14 protein-coding genes are annotated in these 18,038 nt (G+C 74.1%); 2 read left to right on the forward strand and 12 right to left on the reverse strand.

Going from position 1 to position 18,038, the window contains the following annotated elements:
- Window positions 1-91: 91 nt before the first annotated feature.
- The 9 genes from KM933_RS14285 to KM933_RS14325 form a co-directional block, all read right to left on the reverse strand.
- Entirely contained in the window at window positions 92-1,405 is a 1,314-nt protein-coding gene (locus KM933_RS14285; RefSeq protein WP_221352000.1) for an MFS transporter, read from the reverse strand.
- Window positions 1,402-2,223 carry a Rossmann-like domain-containing protein gene (locus tag KM933_RS14290; protein ID WP_221352002.1) on the reverse strand — a complete coding sequence of 274 codons (822 nt, stop codon included), beginning with the start codon at window positions 2,221-2,223 and terminating at the stop codon, window positions 1,402-1,404. Before KM933_RS14290 ends, KM933_RS14285 begins: the two co-directional genes overlap by 4 nt.
- A gap of 55 nt (window positions 2,224-2,278) precedes the next feature.
- On the reverse strand, window positions 2,279-3,058 hold the full coding sequence (locus KM933_RS14295) for a phytanoyl-CoA dioxygenase family protein (protein ID WP_221352004.1): 780 nt from the start codon (window positions 3,056-3,058) through the stop codon (window positions 2,279-2,281).
- 104 nt (window positions 3,059-3,162) lie between these two features.
- Window positions 3,163-4,197 carry a pyridoxal-phosphate dependent enzyme gene (locus KM933_RS14300; protein WP_221352006.1) on the reverse strand — a complete coding sequence of 345 codons (1,035 nt, stop codon included), beginning with the start codon at window positions 4,195-4,197 and terminating at the stop codon, window positions 3,163-3,165.
- Between the two features lie 37 nt (window positions 4,198-4,234).
- On the reverse strand, window positions 4,235-5,044 hold the full coding sequence (locus KM933_RS14305; RefSeq protein WP_260333526.1) for a class I SAM-dependent methyltransferase: 810 nt from the start codon (window positions 5,042-5,044) through the stop codon (window positions 4,235-4,237).
- Window positions 5,045-5,167: 123 nt separating this feature from the next.
- Complete coding sequence (locus tag KM933_RS14310) at window positions 5,168-6,802, reverse strand: ABC transporter ATP-binding protein (protein WP_221352008.1); 1,635 nt, start codon at window positions 6,800-6,802, stop codon at window positions 5,168-5,170.
- Window positions 6,799-7,641 (reverse strand): ABC transporter permease, encoded by an 843-nt coding sequence (locus tag KM933_RS14315; RefSeq protein WP_308013385.1) that lies wholly within the window; start codon window positions 7,639-7,641, stop codon window positions 6,799-6,801. The genes KM933_RS14310 and KM933_RS14315 overlap by 4 nt, the downstream gene beginning before the upstream one ends.
- On the reverse strand, window positions 7,638-8,585 hold the full coding sequence (locus KM933_RS14320; RefSeq protein ID WP_221352010.1) for an ABC transporter permease: 948 nt from the start codon (window positions 8,583-8,585) through the stop codon (window positions 7,638-7,640). Before KM933_RS14320 ends, KM933_RS14315 begins: the two co-directional genes overlap by 4 nt.
- A gap of 2 nt (window positions 8,586-8,587) precedes the next feature.
- Complete coding sequence (locus KM933_RS14325; protein WP_221352012.1) at window positions 8,588-10,153, reverse strand: ABC transporter substrate-binding protein; 1,566 nt, start codon at window positions 10,151-10,153, stop codon at window positions 8,588-8,590.
- A 285-nt stretch (window positions 10,154-10,438) separates the two neighbouring features.
- Here KM933_RS14325 and KM933_RS14330 point away from each other — a divergent pair, with 285 nt between their 5' ends.
- On the forward strand, window positions 10,439-14,257 hold the full coding sequence (locus KM933_RS14330; protein WP_221352014.1) for an nSTAND1 domain-containing NTPase: 3,819 nt from the start codon (window positions 10,439-10,441) through the stop codon (window positions 14,255-14,257).
- A 258-nt stretch (window positions 14,258-14,515) separates the two neighbouring features.
- On the forward strand, window positions 14,516-16,009 hold the full coding sequence (locus tag KM933_RS14335) for a serine/threonine-protein kinase (RefSeq protein ID WP_430727313.1): 1,494 nt from the start codon (window positions 14,516-14,518) through the stop codon (window positions 16,007-16,009).
- Window positions 16,010-16,146: 137 nt separating this feature from the next.
- On the opposite strand, the gene KM933_RS14340 is transcribed toward KM933_RS14335, so the two are convergent.
- The 3 genes from KM933_RS14340 to KM933_RS14350 all read right to left on the reverse strand — a co-directional run bounded on the left by KM933_RS14340 (window position 16,147) and on the right by KM933_RS14350 (window position 17,743).
- Entirely contained in the window at window positions 16,147-16,482 is a 336-nt protein-coding gene (locus KM933_RS14340; RefSeq protein WP_221352113.1) for a YbaK/EbsC family protein, read from the reverse strand.
- 104 nt (window positions 16,483-16,586) lie between these two features.
- Window positions 16,587-17,207, reverse strand: coding sequence for a TetR/AcrR family transcriptional regulator (locus tag KM933_RS14345; RefSeq protein WP_221352018.1), 621 nt, complete (start codon window positions 17,205-17,207; stop codon window positions 16,587-16,589).
- A 59-nt stretch (window positions 17,208-17,266) separates the two neighbouring features.
- Entirely contained in the window at window positions 17,267-17,743 is a 477-nt protein-coding gene (locus tag KM933_RS14350) for a nuclear transport factor 2 family protein (RefSeq protein WP_221352020.1), read from the reverse strand.
- Window positions 17,744-18,038: the final 295 nt, after the last annotated feature.

An 18,038-nucleotide genomic window follows, 5' to 3' on the forward strand; every position in this document is an offset into this window, starting at 1 on the left:
GTTCCTCTCGGATTCGGATTCGGGTTCGGGTTCGGGTTCGGTTTCGGGTACGGGGAGAGGGCGTCCGGGCAGCCTGGGGACCGGACGACGGTCACGGCGTCGGCGGCCGACCGGTTCCCGGGGTGGAGCGGGCCGCCGCGCGGGCGAAGAGGAGCGCCGCGAGGGTCAGTGCGCCCAGCGCCGCGGCCGTACCCGGATATCCGCCGAGCGCGAGCCCGGTGCCCCCGACTCCGGCGCCGAGGAAGACGCCGAAGCTCATTCCGGCGGCGTTGAGGCTCAGGGCCGTGCCCCGCAGGGAGCCGCAGCGGCGTACCAGCAGCGTCGTGACACAGGCGGCCACCGTGGCGTGGCCCGCACCGACGAGCGCGGTCAGGGGGAGGGCCACGAACAGGGAGTGGGTGAAGAAGACACCCGTGAGCGCCGCCAGCGCCACCAGCAGGGCGAACGTCATGAGCCGTTCGGCGGGGACCCCCGGCCGGCCGGTGCTCAGCAGCCGCCCGGCGAGCAGGTTGCCCAGGAAGAACGCGGTGCCGCTCAGGGTCCAGACGAGGGCGAAGGGGCCGGGGGCCAGCCCGAAGCGCTCGTCGTAGAAGGCGGCCAGGTAGGCGAGGTACCCCATGAACGCCGCTGTCCGCAGCATGGCGACGCAGAGCAGGGGGACCACGCCGGGCAGGGCGCCGAGCGACCGGAACGACGCGAGGTAGCCCGGCCGCGCCGCCCGCTCCTCGTCCTCCGCCCGCTCCCCGTCCTCCGCGTGCTCCTGGCCGGCGCCGGCCTCCCGGTCGGCGTGCCGGCCGCGGCGGCCCCGCAGGAGGAAGTACAGGGCCAGCGCGGAGGTGACGGCGGCGATCGCCCACAGGTCGCCCTGCCAGCCCCACAGCACGGCCGGCAGGGCCACCAGGGGTGCGGCCAGGAGCGCCGTGAGGGACTGGGTGGCGGTGACGAGGGTCGCCGCCCGGCCCGCGGCGGCGTCGCTGCCGAAGCGGTCGGCCGCGGCCGCCGTGAGCGCCGGATTGAGCACCGCCGTACCGGCGCCGACGAGCAGGCAGAACGCCGTCAGCAGCAGGAACTCGCCGGTGGCACCGAGTGCCGCCGAGAGAGCCAGCACGGCGAGTCCGCCCGCGGCCGCCCGGTCCTTGGGCACGCGGTCGATCAGCGGGGCCAGCGCGGTGCCCACCGCCAGGGCGGCGAGTCCGCCGAGGCCGCGCAGCTGGCCCAGGGCGGCGACGCTGCCGTCCGCCGTGTCCGCGATGGGGACGAGGAAGGTGCTGTAGACGGTGAAGGGCACCAGGCCCACGGCCGAGGCCAGCATGAACGGCCACAGGACGCGGGTCATGTGCCAGTCGCCCGGTACGGCGTCCGCTCCCGCCGCTGCTTTTGCCGGGTGCCCGGTCCGGTTGCTCATGCCTGTCCCACCCGGTACCGGTACAGCGTGGTCCGGTCGGCGCTGAACTGGGAGAAGGGGAAGGGCTCCGCGGACAGCGCGGTGACACCCGCGCCCAGGAAGGCGCGCGCGACCGCGCTTCCGGTCTGCGCGTACACCACCAGGGGTGTCCCGTGTTTGCGGCAGTGCTCCAGGACGAGGTCGAAGCTGCCGTTGCCGAGGGTCATGCCCGTGGCGACCACCGCGTCGGCCCCGTCCAGTACCCGGGTCATGTCGTCGGTGACGGGGTCGCCCCAGTGGGTGGTGCGCAGGTTGAGGTCGCAGGGCAGCGGGACACCGCCCCGCTCGCGTATGGCCGCGACCAGCGGGTTGACGACGCCTATGAGGGCCACCCGGGCGCCGGGCGCGATGTCGAGCAGTCCGGCGACGGCCGTGTCCCGCGCCCTGGCCCGGGTCTCGGGCGTGCCGGTCGGCAGCGTGACCGTTTCCGCGGTGGCCTCGGTGCGGTGCGGCCGTACGCGGGCGAGGTAGGCGTCGAGGGCGGCGACGCGCACGGTGGCCGAGCCGTGCCGGATCAGGTGGTCGAGCGTCCGGCCGGAGGCGTCGGCGCAGAGGTCGGGCGCGAGCTCGCCCTGCTCGAAGGAGCAGGCGCCGAAGGCGTCACCGGACCTCAGGAGCAGGTAGTGGTTGCGGTAGGTGACCTGGCTGTCGGCCAGCCGGGTGGTGTGGTGGAGCCAGAACGCGCTGGTGGCGACCGTTTCCCGGGGAGGGGGTCCGTAGGCGCCGTCGAGCACCGCCTGCTGGAGTTCCGGTACGGAGTGCGGTGGTGAAGGAGACATGTCGGCTTCTTTCCTCGGCTTCTTCGCATGGGTCGGGGGTGGTGGGACGGGTGGTTCAGGGCAGGTCCGCCAGCCGCTCCGGCCGGTACGGCAGCTGCGCGAGGGCCGGACGGCCGGCGGGCTGGAAGCACAGGAGCAGGGAACGGCGGTCCCCGCTGGTCCTGTTGGGGCCGGACCGGTGCACGACGAGGCCGGGGAACATGAGGACGGATCCCGCCGGGGCCTCGACGGTCACCGCGCCGGTGACGTCGGTCCGCGCCGGGTCGACGAGCAGCCCGGTCGGCTCGGCGCGGTCGCGCGGCGCGGGTCCGGCCAGGTGGCTTCCCGGCACGATCTCCAGGGCGCCGTTGCCGGCGGTCACGTCGTCCAGGAAGATCATCGCGGTGGCGATGTCCTGGGCGTCGGGCCCCGCGCAGCAGTACCAGTACGGATGGTCCTGGTGCCAGCGGAACTCCGAACCGACGCCCGCCCTCTTGAAGTTGAGCTTCGACGTGAACGGTCCGAGCCGGTCGGTGCCCAGCAGTCGGCCCATGGGCCCGGTCAGCCGTTCGTCGCTCCACAGGGCGTCCAGGCCGGGAGCCAGGTGCGTGACCGGCGACAGACTCCGTACCGCGGGCGGACGGGCGTCCGGTTCCCAGTGGACCGTGGTGCCGTCCACGGTCTCCAGCCGGTGCCCGTCCGGCCACACGGTGACCTCCGACTCCCCTCGAAGGGCTCGCCGGGTCACTCGTGCCAGCACGGACTCCGCCACTTCTGCCAGGGCGGCGGTCTCGGCGGGGCCGAGGAGCCGGCGGAGCAGGACGAAACCGCGTGTGTGCCGGTCGCTGAGGGGCACGGCAGGACACCTTTCGGTACGGGTACGGGTACGGAGGTAAGGGTGTTGGTACGGGGACTGGCGGGACGGGGACGCCCGGGGCACCCCGTCCGGGACGTACGCGGCTAGGCGGCCCCCGGAACGAGCAGCGGATCGCCGTGCGGCGGTGCACCCTCGCGCGGTGGCCAGTCCATCGCCGACCAGGGGTGGCGCAACTCGTCCTGGCGCACGACCTCGTGCGGGCGCAGCGAGCCGAGTCCGGCGGCCCGGGAATGGTGGGCGTAGGCGCTGTCGACGTAGCGGTGGCCGGTGTCGGCGGCGAGGAAGACGTACGTCCTGGAGTCGTCGCGTTCGCGCTCCCAGAGCGTGGCGAGGTAGGCCGCTCCGGTCGACAGGCCGGCGAAGATGCCGCCGGCCCGCAGGAGTCCGACGGCGCCGGACATGGCGTAGTCGAAGTTGACCCAGTGGATGCGGTCGTACAGCTCCTGGCGGACGTTCCGGAAGGGGATGGAGCTGCCGATACCGGCGATGATCATGTCCGGGTCGGTGACGTGCTCGGCGCCGAAGGTGACGCTGCCGAAGGGCTGGATCCCGACGAGCGTCACCTCGCGGCCCTCCTCGCGCAGATACGTGGCGATGGCCCCGGTGGACGCGCCGGTGCCCACTGCGCCCACCAGGGTCAGCGGCCCGACGGGGACCTCCTTGCCGATCAGGTCGGCGACGTCGCGGTACCCGAGGTAGTGGACGGAGTCGTGGTACTGCCGCATCCAGTGGTAGCCGGGGTTCTCCTCGAGCAGCGCGCCGATCCGCTCGACCCGCAGGTTCTGGTCCAGGCGCAGGTTCCTGGAGGGACGGACCTGTTCCAGGGTGGCGCCCAGGATCTCCAGCTGGACGCGGAGCGTGCGGTCGACCGTCGTCGAGCCGACGATGTGGCACTTCAGTCCGTACCGGTGGCAGGCGAGGGCCAGCGCGTGGGCGTAGATGCCGCTGGAGCTGTCGACGAGCGTGTCACCGGGTTCGATCCGCCCGGTCTCCAGGAGGTGGCGTACGGCCCCGAGCGCGGAGTAGAGCTTCATCGTCTCGAAGCGCAGACAGACCGCGCCGGGCGGGACGGCCACCACGTCGGGTTCCTTGACCGCTTCGGCTATGTGTTCGTGCATGTCCTGTTCCTCCGGGTCGGACGGGCGTGGTTCCGGCTCAGGCGGCGTGGTCGTGGCGCAGTGCGAAGAGGTACGCCCGGCAGTTGTCGCCCGCCCAGGTCCGGCGGTGCGTGATCTCGGGCCGGAACCCGGCCCGGACGGCGTACGCGACGATGTCCCTCAGTTCGGAGGTGTTGGACACGACCAGGTGGATCACCCCGTCGGGAGCGAGCAGGTCCCGGTCGGTGATCTGGTCGAAGAAGCGCGTCACGATGCCGGTGCCCACGCAGACGTTGCGGACGACCGTCGGGTCGTCGCTGGTGCGCGTGGACACCGCGGGCGGGTTGAAGGTGATGACGTCGAGGCGGGCGGCGGAGGGGAACTCCTCGAAGAGGTTGGAGACCAGGGGGCGGAAGACCGTCCCGGGACGGTCGGCGCCGACGATGAGCCCGTAGTGCGCGGTGGCCGTGGCGACGCTGTCGGGGTGGATGTCGGCCGCGTAGATCTCGCGGGCGCCCATGACACCCGCGATGACGGCCTCGACCCCGAGGCCGGCGCCGATGGCGGCGTACGACCGGCCCTCGACCGGGATCGTGCCGTCCAGCAGCCGGTCGTGAATGATGCGGCTGGTGTCGCCGGGTCTGAAGACCCCCGGCGGCAGCCGGAACGTCCAGCCGTTGTAGGTGTAGGTGCGGTGTGTGTGGATGTCGGACTTGGAGCTGTTGATGGCGAGGATCTCGGCCCGGGGCAGGGTGTCGGGCAGCTCGTCGATCAGTGCCCGGGCGTCGGCCTCCGCCTCCGCTGCCGCTGTCGTTGCCGCGGTGCCGGTCTGCGAGGTCGGGCCGTCGGCCGCGGTCCGGTCGGTCATGTGTCCTCCGTGGTGGGAGCGTGAGGGGGTGACGAGGGCGTGGTGGGACGTCGCGGGGGAACGGGTGGCGCGGTGGACGGACGCCCGGGGGAGCGGGCGGCGCGTCGGACGGGTGCGGCGGCGTCAGACGCCGGGCACGGACGAGGAGGCCGGGCCGGTGGACGCCGGGGCCCTACCGAGGTCCATGGCGCTGACCAGGTGCCGGGTAAGGGCGGCCCGGGGGGCGTGCAGCACCTGGTCGGGTGTGCCGGTCTCGACGACGTGTCCGCCGTCGAGGACGACGATGTGGTGGGCGACGGCGGAGAGGAGTTCCAGGTCGTGGCTGACCCAGAGCAGCGCGGTGCCCCGCCGCTCGCGGAGCAGCGCGAGTTCGGCCAGGACCGCCTCGGTCGCGCCGGTGTCGAGGGCCGTGGTGATCTCGTCGCAGACCAGGACGTCGGGCGCGGCCAGTACGGCACGGGCGAGCGCCGCGCGCTGGAGCTCGCCCCCGGACAGACCGCCGGGCCCGCGCTCGACGGTGCCGGAGTCGAGACCGAGCCGCTCCAGCAGCTCCATGGCCTCCTGCCGGGCCGCACCGGGGGTCCGGCCCCGCAGCCGTACGGCGGTGCGGGCGACCTGTTCGACGACCGGGCGCCGTTCGTCGAAGGAGCCGCGCACCTCCTGCCAGACGTACTGCACCCGCTGTTTCTCCCCGGTGGTGCGGCGGCGCAGGACCGGCAGCGGACGGCCGTCCAGGAGTATCCGGCCGCGGTGGCGTTCGTGGAGTCCGGCGACGCAGCGGGCCAGGGTGGTCTTGCCGCTGCCCGACAGGCCCGCCACGCCGACGCACCCCCCGGCGGACAGCCGGAGGTCGATCCCGTGCAGGACCGGGCCGCGGCCCCGGGGGCGCAGGTGGGCGGAGAGTCGCCGCACGTCGAGCACCGGGGGACCGCCGGGGTCGGGGGGTGTGTGCCGCGAGGCGGTCACCGGGCGCCGGGCGGGCAGGGCGCCGGCCGCGTCGCCCGACGCGCTCACGCGTCCCCGGTGCAGCACGACCACGTGGTCGGCGAGGGCCCGGACCAGGTCGTGGTCGTGGCTGAGGAGCAGGATCGCCAGGCCGGTGCGGGCGAGCCGGGCCAGTTCGCCGGCGAGCCGCATACGGGTCACCGTGTCGAGCCCGGTGCTCGGTTCGTCGAGCACGAGGACCCGCGGCCGGCACACCAGGGTCTGGGCGAGCGCCACCCGCTGGCGCTGTCCTCCCGAGAACTGGTGCGGGAAGCGCCGCTCGGTGTCGCGTCCGGTAGGCAGTTGCGCGGCCCGCAGCGCTTCGGTCACCGGGGCGGCTGCCCCGGAACGGTGCAGCCGGGCGAGTTCGGCGAGGACGGCGCCGGTGCGGCGGGCCGGGTTGAGGGCGCTGCCCGGGTGCTGGGGCAGGTAGGCGACCACCCGCCCGCGCAGTCCCGCCGCCTCCCGGGTGACCCCGTCCTCGTCCACGACGGTGACGGGACCGGCCGCCACCCGGCCGCTGAGCCGTACACCGGGACCCGCCTCGCCCAGCAGCGCCAGGGCGGCCGTGGTCTTGCCGCTGCCCGAGGGACCGACGAGCGCGGTCACCCGGCCCCGGTACAGGTCGAAGCCGACCGAGTCGAGCAGCACGGCGTCCCCGGCCCGTGCGGTGAGTCCGCGCACGGTGACCAGCGGGTCCTGCGGGTCCTGTGTTGCCTGTGTGGCCTGTAGGTTCAATGGTGGCGGTGGGGTCTGCGGGGCCTGCGGGGTCATCGGACAGCCTCCTGCGTACGGCGGGAGCGGGCCAGCAGGCGGTCGGCGAGCAGGTTGAGCCCCACGGTGAACATGACGAGCATCGAGGCCGGTGCCAGCACGGCCCACGGCTGGAGCAGCAGGCCCTCCCGGCTGCGGGCGACGCTCACCGCCCAGTCGGGCGCGGTCGGGTCCAGGCCCAGCCCGAGGAAATTGGCCGACCCGACGAGGAAGACGGCGAGGGTGACACGGGTGCCGATGTCGGCGGCGACGGGCGACAGCACCGAGCGCGCCACATGGTCCAGCAGGACACGGGCACGGGACTCGCCCTGCACCCGCAGTGCCTCCGCGACCGGGCCGCTGGCCGCGTCCAGGGCGGCCGCTCTCACCAGCCGCGCCACGGGGGGCACGTTGACCGCCGCCACCGCGAGGGCGATGGCGACGGGGGAGCCGCGCCAGCCCACCGCCACCACGCTGATCACCAGCAGGGTGGGCACGGGGAGCAGCACGTCCAGAGGGCGGATCAGCAGCTCGTCGATCCAGCGGCGGCGGGAGGAGGCGGCCAGCAGCCCCACCAGCCCGCCGGCCAGGTACGCCACCGCCACCGCGCCCAGCGCCATCCCGAGCGCGCTCCGTCCGCCGTGCAGCAGCAGGGCCAGTACGTCACGGCCCAGCCCGTCGGTGCCGAGCGGATGCGCACCGCCGCCGCCCGCGTAGGGGGCGAAGGCCCCGGGGGCCGCCGGCCCGGTGAGCAGCGGTCCGACGAGCGCGAGACCCGACGGCAGCACCAGCAGCATCCCGCCCACGGACGCCGGTGCCGTGCCCGTCCGGCCGGGCCGCCGACCCTTCGAGGACTTCACCGCAGGACCTCCGTCCGTGGTACGAGTCGATGACAGACCAGGTCCGCCGCGAGACTGAACAGCAGCGCCGCCACGGCCACCACCAGGGCCAGCCCCTGCACCGTGGGGACGTCCCGCGCCTCCACGGCCCCGACGAGCGCGGTCGCCACGCCGGGGACCGCGAAGACCGCCTCCACGATCAGCACACCGCCCACCAGGTTGTCGCCCACCCGGGCCAGTTCCTGGATGCCGGGGACCGCGGCGTTGGGCAGCACGTGCCGCAGCAGCAGCGTCCGGCGCGGCACCCCCAGGCGCCGGGCCTGGGTGACGTAACCGGCCCCGAGGACGGTCACCACGCCCGCCCGTACCTGCCGGGAGAGGAGACAGACCAGGCGGGCCGCCACGACCGTGACCGGCAGCACCAGCAGCGCGGGCTCGGCGAGCAGGTCGGCCGGGCCCACTCCGACCCAGGTCGCCGGGAGCCAGCCCAGTCGCAGCGACAGACCGGCCACCAGCAGCAGGGCGAGCACGAAGTCCGGTACGGCGTTCAGCGTGAGCGTCACGGAGGTGACCGTCCGGTCGAGACGGCCGCCCTCCCGCAGTCCCGAGACGACACCGAGCAGCACCGCGAGCGGCACGACGACCATGAAGGTCACCGCGGCCAGCAGCAGCGTGACACCGGCCGAGTTGGTCAGGACGTCCAGCACCGGGCCGCCGCTCACGAGCGACGTGCCGAGGTCGCCGGCGAGCACGCCCTGTGCCCAGTCCGTGAAGCGTTCCCAGGCCGGCCGGTCGAGCCGGAGCTGCTCGCGCAGCGCCGCCACCTGCTCGGGGGTGGCGTCCTCGTTGTTGCGGACCTCGGCCGCGTCACCCGGCAGCAGCGAGGTCAGCAGGAACACCAGCACCGCGAGCAGGACCAGTTGCACGGCTCCGACGGCCAGCCGTTGCAGGGCGTAACCTCGCACGGTCAGGCCAGCCACACCTTGTCGAAACGGGCCGAGTCCAGTGTGTTCGGCGGGGCCGCCGTCACCCCGCGCACCCGCGAGGACACGGCGTTCAGCCAGTCGGGATGGCCCCACATCAGCAGACCGCCCTCCTCGTGGACGGTGCGCTGGAGCTCTCCGTACAGCCGGGTGCGCTCGGCCTCGTCGGTGCTGGACTGCGCCTTCGCGAACCGCGCGTCGAAGTCCTCGCGGCGCCAGCCGGACGCGTTGAAGGAGGATGTGGTGAGCAGGCGGTCGTTGATGTACGTGGGGATCGACATGGCCCCCGAGCGGTGGCTGCCCAGCACTCCCTTGGACAACTGGTCCTTGAAGTACGTCTCCGAGGAACCGGTGGTGACCCTGACGCGCAGCCCGGCGTCGGCGGCCTGCTCGGCGAAGAGGGTCGCTGCCTCGACGAAGCCGGTGGCCACGGACGAGGTGTAGAGGGACAGGGGCTTGTTGAGCACGCCCGCCCTCTTCAGCAGCGCGCGGGCCTCGGCGACATCGCGCTGCCGCTGCGGGACGTCCTCGGGGTAGTACCGGTACCCCTTGCCGAACATGTCGTTGCCGACCGCGCCCCGGCCCGCGAGGACGACCTCCACCAGCTTCTCCCGGTCGGCGAGCAGCTTGAGGGCCAGGGTGACATCGGGGTTGTCGAAGGGCTTCCGGTCGCACTTCATGACGATCGCGTGGGCCGTGCTGCCCTTCGCGGCGACGATCCGCACCGACCTGTCGGCCTGCGCGGTACGGGCGAAGGTCGGCGTCATCTCGTGGCCGTACTCCGCCTCGCCGCCGCGCAGCGCGTTGCCGCGGGCGTCGGCGTCGGCGGACAGGATGCGCAGTTCGTCGACGTACGCCCCGCCGCCCCAGTGGTCGTCGAACCGCACGGCGGTGAACGACCGGCCCGCCCGGAAGGACTTCAGCCGGAAGGCCCCGGTGCCGACGGGCCGGGCCGGGTCGCGGTAGCGGGTGCTGACGACGGCGGTGCCGAGCGTGCCGAGCAGCGCGGGGAACTCGGCGCTCGGTCTGCTGAGGGCGAGCTGCACGACGTTCCTGCCCACCCCCCGGCTCCTCTTCAGGTCGATGACCGACAGCAGGCCCTGTGCGAAGTGAGTGGTCGCCTTCGGGTCGAGGATGCGGGCGAAGCTGAACAGCACGTCCTCGGGCGTGAGTCTCTTCCCGTCGTGGAAGAGCGCGTCGCGGAGCGTGAACCGCCACACGGTCGCCTCGGCGTCGGACTCCCACTTCTCGGCGAGCCCGGGAACCGGTGTCATGGTGGCGTCCAGGTCCACCAGCCGGTCGAACACGGCCTTGGTGCGGGCCATGTCGATCGCCAGGGCCTCGGCGTGCGGGTCGATGGTCTCGGCCTCGCCGCCGCCGGTGAACAGGGCCCGGAACTGCCCGCCGCGCCTGGGGGCCCCCTTGTCACCGGTGTCCCCGGCCGCGCCGCCCCCCGACCCGGCCCCGCAACCGGTGAGCGCCAGCGCTCCGGCCGAACCGGCGGCACCGGCCAGAGCGAGGAACTCCCTGCGGTCACGGAATGTGGACATGCTGCTCCCCTGAGTGGATGACGACGCGTTCCCCCGCGACAGCCGCGCGAGGCGGAGGCCGGGGCCCCGACAGCATCCCGACAATGAAAATGATTGTCAATGTGTTCTGGTTGTCCGGGGCGGGCCCACGGGAGGCCGGACGGGTCACGCCGGCGCGCACATCGTTCGGGTTCAGCCACTGGTGTCGGGGAAATCACTGGTACTGGGGAGACAGGTCCTGAAAAATCGACGGCGCAGCGACCACCGCGGCACGGGAGCGGGAAACGCCTGGGGGGAGGTGCGGTGATGCCGCGCAGGGAACGACCGCTGGACCCGGGTGACGGTCCGTTACGGGAACTGGCCGCGGGGCTGCGCCGTCTGCGGCGCGAGTGCGGCAACCCGCCCTACCGGGAACTGGCCGACCTGGCGCACTACTCGGTCTCGACGTTGTCCTCCGCGGCGTCCGGACAGCGTCTGCCGACCCTGGCGGTGACACTGGCGTACGTACGTGCCTGTGGCGGTGACACGCGGGAGTGGGAGCGCCGCTGGCGGGAGACGGCGGAGCACCTCGGCGAGGAGGGCCCCGGCCCCTCGGAGGAGTCCGGCACCCCCGCCCCGTACGCGGGTCTGCGCTCGTTCCGGGAACAGGACGCGCAGTGGTTCTTCGGCCGGGAGCGGCTGGTGGAGGAACTGGCCGAACGGCTGAAGCGGCAGCGGTTCGTGACGGTGATCGGGGCCTCCGGGTCGGGCAAGTCCTCGCTGCTGCGGGCGGGTCTGGTGCCGCGTCTGCGGGGCACGGCGACGACGGTGGTGCTGACGCCGGGCCCCCGGCCGCTGGAGGAGTGCGCGGTACGCCTGGGCGCACTGGCGGGAGTCACACCGGGCGGGCTGTACGAGGAGCTGTGCGGGGATCCCGCGAACCTCGGCAGGGCGGTGCGCCAGGCGGCCGCCCGGTCCGAGGACCCCGACGGCGGACTGGTCCTGGTCGTCGACCAGTTCGAGGAGACCTTCACGCTGTGCCCGGACGACGCCGAGCGGGACCGTTTCATCGAGTCACTGGTCGCCGCCGCCTCCGACGAGAGCGCCCGGTGCCGGGTGGCCCTGGGCGTGCGCGCCGACTTCTACGCGCACTGCACCCACCATCCGCCGCTGGTGGAGGCGATGCGTGACGCGCAGGTGCCGGTCGGGCCGATGACCCTGGACGAGCTGCGCCAGGCGGTGGTGAAGCCCGCACGACAGGCCGGACTGACCGTCGAGGGCGCGCTGCTGGCGTCCCTCACCGCACAGGCGCACGGACAGGCCGGAGTGCTGCCGCTGCTGTCGCACGCGCTGCTGCAGACCTGGCGGCGGCGCCGGGGCAACGCGCTGACCCTGGAGGCGTTCGAGGCGGCGGGCGGGCTGGAGGGCGGCCTGTCCCGCACCGCCGAGGAGTTCTACCGGCGGCTGGACACGGCACAGCAGGGCCTGGCCCGGCGGGTGTTCGTCAGGCTGACCTCCCTGGGCGAGGGCACGGAGGACACCCGGCGGCCGGCCCGCCTGGAGGAACTGGAAGGGCTGGACGGGGCCGGCGACGGCGCGCTCGACGCCGTCCTGGAGCGCGCGGCCGGAGCGCGGCTGCTGACGCTGGGCCACGAGCGGGTGGAACTGGCCCACGAGGCCCTCATCCGGTGCTGGCCGAGACTGCACGGCTGGCTCACCGAGGATCGCGAGGTCGTACGGACCCTGCGCCAGCTCACCGACGCGGCCGAGACCTGGGAGGGACTGGGCCGGGACCCCGGTGCGCTCTACCGCGGCACCCGCCTCGACCTGGCCGGCGCCCTCGACGCCGTGTCCCTGTCCGTGCGGGAGCGGGAGTTCCTCGACGCGAGTCTGGCGGCCCGGGCGTCCGAACGCACGGCGGCGAGACGCCGCGCCCGGCTGCGGCGCGGGGCGACGGCGCTGCTGGCCGTTCTGCTCGTCCTGGCCGGCACGACCGCGGTCCTCGCCGTACGGGCGCAGCGGGCGGCGGACCGCCAGCGTGACGCGGCCGGTTCGCAGCGGGTCGCGGAGAAGGCGGCGGCGCTGCGGGCGGCCGACCCCGCGCTGGCTGCCCAGCTGAGCCTGGCCGCCTACCGCCTGTCGCCCACCCCCGAGGCCCGCGGCAGCCTGCTCAGCACCTTCGCCACCCCGTACGCCGCACAACTGCCCGGACGGGGGAGCGCGGTCACGGCGACGGCGTTCGCCGCCGACGGCCGTGTGCTGGCCACCGGCGACAGCGACCGGACCGTACGGCTGTGGTGGGCCCCGGACGTCCACCGGCCGCGCGGGCTCAGTACGCTGCCCCGTCTGGCGGGCCCCGTCCGCACGGTCGCCGTCAGCCCCGACGGACGCCTCCTGGCGGCGGGGGACGACCTCGGGACGGCAGTGGTGTGGGACATCCGCGACGCACGGCACCCGCGGCTCGCGGCACGCCTGCGCGCCGGTGCCGGCCCGGTCGTCGGACTGGGTTTCGCCCCCGGCGGACGGACCCTGACGACGGCCTCCCGCAGTGCGATCCGCCTGTGGCACCTGCCCGCTTCCCGCCAGCCGCGTCTCCTCGACACGGTCCGTGCGCCCGCCCCCGTGACCGCGGCGGCGTTCCGGCGGGACGGGGGGACGCTGGCCACCGGCCACTCCGACCGCACGGTGCGGCTGTGGAGGGCCACCGCGTCGGGCGGAGGGCTGCGGCAGCTGCGGCAGCCCTCCGCCGGCCACGAGGGTGAGGTGAGGGCACTCGCGTTCGCCCCGGACGGCCGCACCCTGGCGAGCGGCGGCGCCGACTTCACGGTGCGCCGGTGGGACCTGACCGGATCCGGCCGCCCTCGCGTGACGAAGGTGTTCTCCGGGCACACCGACGCCGTCAACACCGTGGCCTTCAGTCCCGACGGCCGCGTCCTGGCCTCCGCCGGTGTCGACGCCACGGTACGCCGGTGGGAGGTGACCGGACCCGATGCCGGCCACGAGCAGGCCGTCCTCAGGGGCCACACCGGAAGCGTCACCTCGCTGCACTTCAGCCCCGACGGCCGTACCCTCGCCACCGGCAGCGAGGACCAGACCACGCGGCTGTGGGACCTCCCGGGACCGGCCATGAGCGGCCACACCAGCTCGGTCTACTCCGTCGCCTTCAGCCCCGACGGACGTGTACTGGCCACCGGCAGCTACGACCGCGGTGTGCGCCTGTGGAACCTCGCGGACGTACGCCGCCCCCGGCGGCTCACCGAACTCACCGGGCACACGGGCCCCGTCAACTCCGTGAGCTTCCGGCCGGACGGGCGCGTCCTGGCCAGCGGCAGCGCCGACGGCACACTGCGCCTGTGGAACGTGGAGGACCCCCACCGCGCCCGTCGGCCGGCTGTCGTCCCGGGGGGTGTCGGCCACGTCAACTCGGTGGCGTTCGGCCCCGACGGCCGCACCCTCGCCACCGGCGGCGAGCGGGGCGGTGTGCGGTTGTGGGAGACGAACGGCCCGCGGCTGTCCCGCCGCCCCCTGGCCACGATGCCGGGGAGCGCCGCGGTTGACTCCGTGGCGTTCGCCCCCGACGGACGCACCCTCGCGGTGGCCGCCCGGAACCGCACGGTCGTCCTGTGGGACGTGGCACAGCGGCAGCGTCCCGTCCGGCTGGCCGTCCTCGCCCGCCACACCGGGGCCGTGAAGTCGGTGGCCTTCAGCCCCGACGGCCGCACCCTCGCCACCGGCGGCGAGGACCGCACCGTCCGGCTGTGGGACCTCGGCGACGTGCGCCGTCCGGTCCCACGGGACCGGTTCACCGGTTTCACCGACGGGGTCATGTCCGTCGCCTTCGCCCCGGACGGACGGACGCTGGCCGCCGCGAGCTCCGACAGCAGCGTGCGGCTGTACGGCCTGACCGGCCGCGGGGACGCCCGGGAGACGGCCATGCTGACGGGCCACACCAAAGCGGTGGACACCCTCGCCTTCAGCCCCGACGGCCGCACCCTCGCCACCGGCAGCGAGGACTGGACCGCACTGCTGTGGGACCCCGACGTCCGGCGCGTGGCCTCCCGGATCTGCGACACCGCCGCCCCCGGGATCAGCCACGCCGAGTGGCGCCAGTACTTCGCCCAGCAGGAGTACCGCCCGCCCTGCTGAGGCGCGTACCGGGATTATTCCGGTACGCGGGTGTACGCCGGGGCCCCTGCGGACGAATTCCCGCCCTTCACCGTGCAACCGGCTCGTACCGGATCCCCCGGAGGCGGCCCACCGGTCCCGCGGGATCACGCCGCCCACCACGGGGCCGGTAGGCTGATCACACTGTGGATCGCCCTGTCTGCGCTTCTGCGTGCAGTGACGTGCCGTACGCAGTCGTCGTGATGGTCCATCGGGTGTGAGGGTGACGCGCAGGTGCTGGTGGCGGAACGGTATCGGTTGGGCGCGTCCCTCGGCAGGGGCGGCATGGGCGAGGTCTGGCGGGCCACCGACGAGGTCCTCGGCCGGGCCGTGGCCGTCAAACTGCTGCTGGGCGACGAGGCCGACTCCGCGGCCGCCGCGCGGTTCCGGCTGGAGGCGCAGACGGCCGCCCGGCTGAGCCACCCGTACGTGGTGGCCGTGTTCGACTTCGGCCTCTGGGACAACCGCTTCTACCTGGTCATGGAGCTGGTGGAGGGCCGGAGCCTGGCCCAGGAGCTGACCGCGGCGGGCTCCCTGACGCCCGAGCGGGTCGCGCGGATCGCCGAGCAGACCGCGGCCGGGCTCGCCGCCGCGCACCGGCAGGGCATCGTGCACCGGGACATCAAACCCGGGAACCTGATGACGGACGCCGAGGGCACGGTGAAGATCGGCGACTTCGGCATCGCCCGCTTCGTGGACGACCCCGCCTCCGCGCTCACCACCGCCGGGCAGATCGTCGGCACGAGCCTCTACCTCGCTCCCGAGCGTGCGCTCGGGAGCCCGGCGGGCGCCGCCTCCGACGTGTACTCGCTGGGCTGCGTGCTCTACCAGTTGCTGACCGGTGAGCCGCCGTTCCGGGCCGAGTCGGCGACGATCACCCTGCACCAGCACATCGACAAGGCTCCGGTGCCGCCACGGGAGAAGGGCGTCCGGCTGCCGCCCGCCTTCGAGAACTACCTCCTCGACCTGCTCGCCAAGCAGCCCGAGGACCGGCCCACGGCCCAGCAGGTCGCGGACTGGTTCGGCAGCGGCGCCTGGCGCGGGCACGCCGAGCCGCTGCCCGCCCCGGACACGGAGCACCCGTACGGGCCGCGTACGACGTCCGGGCCGTCGTACGCGGCCGGGACGGGCGTGCCGCACACCGGTGCGGGGAACGGGCCCGCGACGACGTACCGGCTGCCGCGGGCCGACGGGCGCACCCCGCGGCCCGGGCACGCGGCGCACTCCGCGGCCACGGGCCCGACCCGCCGGAGCGACCGGACCGACGGGAACGGCGGAGCACACGCGACGGGCGGTCACGACGACGGCGCGGGGGCGCGCCCGAGCGGGCGGTCGCGCGTCGTCGGGGCCGTCGCCGCGGTGGCGCTCTTCGTGGCGGCGCTGTTCGTCGGCATCACCCTCTTCTCACCCGATGACGGCCGGGCCGGGACGGGCGGTCCGGACGGCTCGTCGTCGTCCCCCTCCACCACGTCCCCGGACTCCGCGGAGCCGGGGTCCGGTTCCGCGGGCCCCGACTCCTCCGCCGGGACGCCGGAGACCCCGGGGACGCAGGGGACGTCGCAGTCGTCGGACGCGCCGGCGGCACCGGTGCCCGGGGCCTCACCGGACGGCGCGGCCCCGCCGTCCGGGTCGCCCTCCGCCGGAGGGACGGCGTCCGCGCCCCGACAGGGCGATGAGCCCGGCGAGAACGAACCCGACGAGAACGAACCCGACGAGGAAGAGCCCGAGGAGTGACCGGCCCGGTGCGTGGCCGCCCCCGACGGACGTGAGGACGGTGCCACCCGCATCACCTCGTTCCCCGGAGGCGACCCGGGTGCCCGTGACGCCTGTGTGCGGTCATCCGGACACGCGGCGGCCCGGCAGGCGGGTCGTCAGACGGCGCTCGGGGGGACGAGCCGCGGTCGGGCCACGCGGACGTGGTCGTGGGTGGACAGGGCGAGCGAGCGGTCCAGGCACGCCGCGTTGAAGTAGATCTCGGAGTGGTCCAGCAGCCGCGGATCGGCCACGAGCTGCAGTTCGGGGTGGAAGCTGAACGGGATGGTCGGGCCGCGGACGCAGCCCTTCAGCCGTTCCGCGACGTCCGGCGCGGCGAGCGCGGCACCGGCGGCGTCGTACAGGTGCTTGATCCGGTGCAGGCCGACGCGGCGGTCGCCGGGGACGACGGCGGGCAGGCGACGCCGTCGGCGCCGGTCGAGCCCGATGCGGATGTCCCGGCTCTGCCGCCCCCCGGCGGCGCGGGGCGGCCGCCCCGCCGCAGATGCGGGTGAAGTCCTCCGCGGTGTCCTGGACCGCTGCCGCTCCGCCCGGCGACCTACCGGGGATCCGGGCGGCGGGCCAGGGACGCGAGGACGATCTCCTGCGCCGCACGGACCGTGTCCGCGAAGGAGGCCGGGTCCCGGCCGACGCGTTCGGCGCCGGCACGTATGGCACCGGAGAGCAGTTCCACCGCGAGGTGCACATCGCCGACGTCGCGGAACTCTCCGCGCGCCATGCCGTCCCGGACGACGTTCTCCACCTCGGCCACGAGTGCGTTGAACGGGTTCTCCGGGCCCTTCGGCACCTCGCTGACCGGTACGCCGGCGTCCGGCCGGAACAGCAGTTGCAGGGCGGCCTGTCCCGTGAGTGCCTCCAGGACCGCCTCGATGATCTCCCGCATGCGCTGCGCGGCCGGCTCCGAGGACCGCGCGGCGATCGCGGCCACCCGCCCGACCGCGGGGCGGCTCGCCCGTCGGGTCAGCGCCATGACCAGCGCGCTCTTGTCGCGGGCGTAGTTGTAGAGCGTGTTGCGCGCGAGGCCGGCCCGGGCCGCGATGTGCCCCATGGTGATCGAGTCGTAGCCGCGTTCGAGCAGCAGTTGCCGCAGTGCCCTGTCGAGGTCGGCCCACACCATCTCGTGGTGCTCCTCCAGGCTGGCTCCCCGAATCCGCGGCATCCGGCCATTCTCCCTCACCGGGGCGTGGACGGATCAGCCCGGGTCCTCCTCGCCGGGGCTCACCGGGGTGTCTGCTGGGGGACGAGGTTGACGCTCGACAGGTGCGGGTTCTCCTGGTGGGCCGAGGTGAGCTTCACCCGGGTGAGGCGCCAGCCCTGCTCCGTGCGGACCGCCTCGTTGTCGTAGAAGCCGACCACCAGCCAGCGATCGGGGCCACCGCCGGCGAGTTCGTCCGGGACCCAGTGCTCGGCGCGGACGTGCGCGTGGATCGTCGCGTTGTCGCCCTCGATGTCGACGACATGACCGGTGACGGCGTGGTGGGTCGCCGTGTAGGGCGCGAACGCGGAACGCAGGACCGCGGTGTACTCGCCGAGCGGCATGGTCATCGGCGGGATGTCCGCGACCGATCCGAAATCGAGCGTGACCGGATCGGTGAGGACGAGTCCGGGCAGGTCGGTGAACTCCTTCAGATCCGCCATGTCCGCGTACCGGCCCATCAGTTCGACGAGATCGGCGCGGTCACTGTCTGTGTTCATCGGGAAGTCCCTCTCGTTCGCTTCGACGGCGGCGGAGCGTTCGCCCTGCCGCGCCCGGGTGGTGCCCGCCGAGTGTCCCGCACTTGTTTACGAGACAACCTGTCGTAAAGATTACGACGAACCGTCGTAAAAAACAAAGCGCAAGGATGCGTCACGTACGACATGAGGGCGCGTCGCGCACGAGGACGGAAGCCGTCGCCCGGAGTGTCCCCGGGCTTTCGTGCCGAATCGCCGGATGTGCCCGGGGGTCGGCCGCCGGTCCGTCCAACTCCCGGACCCCGTAAGGCTTTGAGCC

It is taken from the genome of Streptomyces beigongshangae, from assembly GCF_019710745.1.
In the GTDB taxonomy this organism is placed as follows: Bacteria; Actinomycetota; Actinomycetes; order Streptomycetales; family Streptomycetaceae; genus Streptomyces; species Streptomyces beigongshangae.

Coding starts and splice junctions, on each gene's coding strand:
- KM933_RS14285 (WP_221352000.1), bottom strand. CDS start 1,405: ATGAGCAACCGGACCGGGCACCCGGCAAAAGCAGCGGCGGGAGCGGAC.
- KM933_RS14290 (WP_221352002.1), bottom strand. CDS start 2,223: ATGTCTCCTTCACCACCGCACTCCGTACCGGAACTCCAGCAGGCGGTG.
- KM933_RS14300 (WP_221352006.1), bottom strand. CDS start 4,197: ATGCACGAACACATAGCCGAAGCGGTCAAGGAACCCGACGTGGTGGCC.
- KM933_RS14305 (WP_260333526.1), bottom strand. CDS start 5,044: ATGACCGACCGGACCGCGGCCGACGGCCCGACCTCGCAGACCGGCACC.
- KM933_RS14310 (WP_221352008.1), bottom strand. CDS start 6,802: ATGACCCCGCAGGCCCCGCAGACCCCACCGCCACCATTGAACCTACAG.
- KM933_RS14325 (WP_221352012.1), bottom strand. CDS start 10,153: ATGTCCACATTCCGTGACCGCAGGGAGTTCCTCGCTCTGGCCGGTGCC.
- KM933_RS14330 (WP_221352014.1), top strand. CDS start 10,439: ATGCCGCGCAGGGAACGACCGCTGGACCCGGGTGACGGTCCGTTACGG.
- KM933_RS14345 (WP_221352018.1), bottom strand. CDS start 17,207: ATGCCGCGGATTCGGGGAGCCAGCCTGGAGGAGCACCACGAGATGGTG.
- KM933_RS14350 (WP_221352020.1), bottom strand. CDS start 17,743: ATGAACACAGACAGTGACCGCGCCGATCTCGTCGAACTGATGGGCCGG.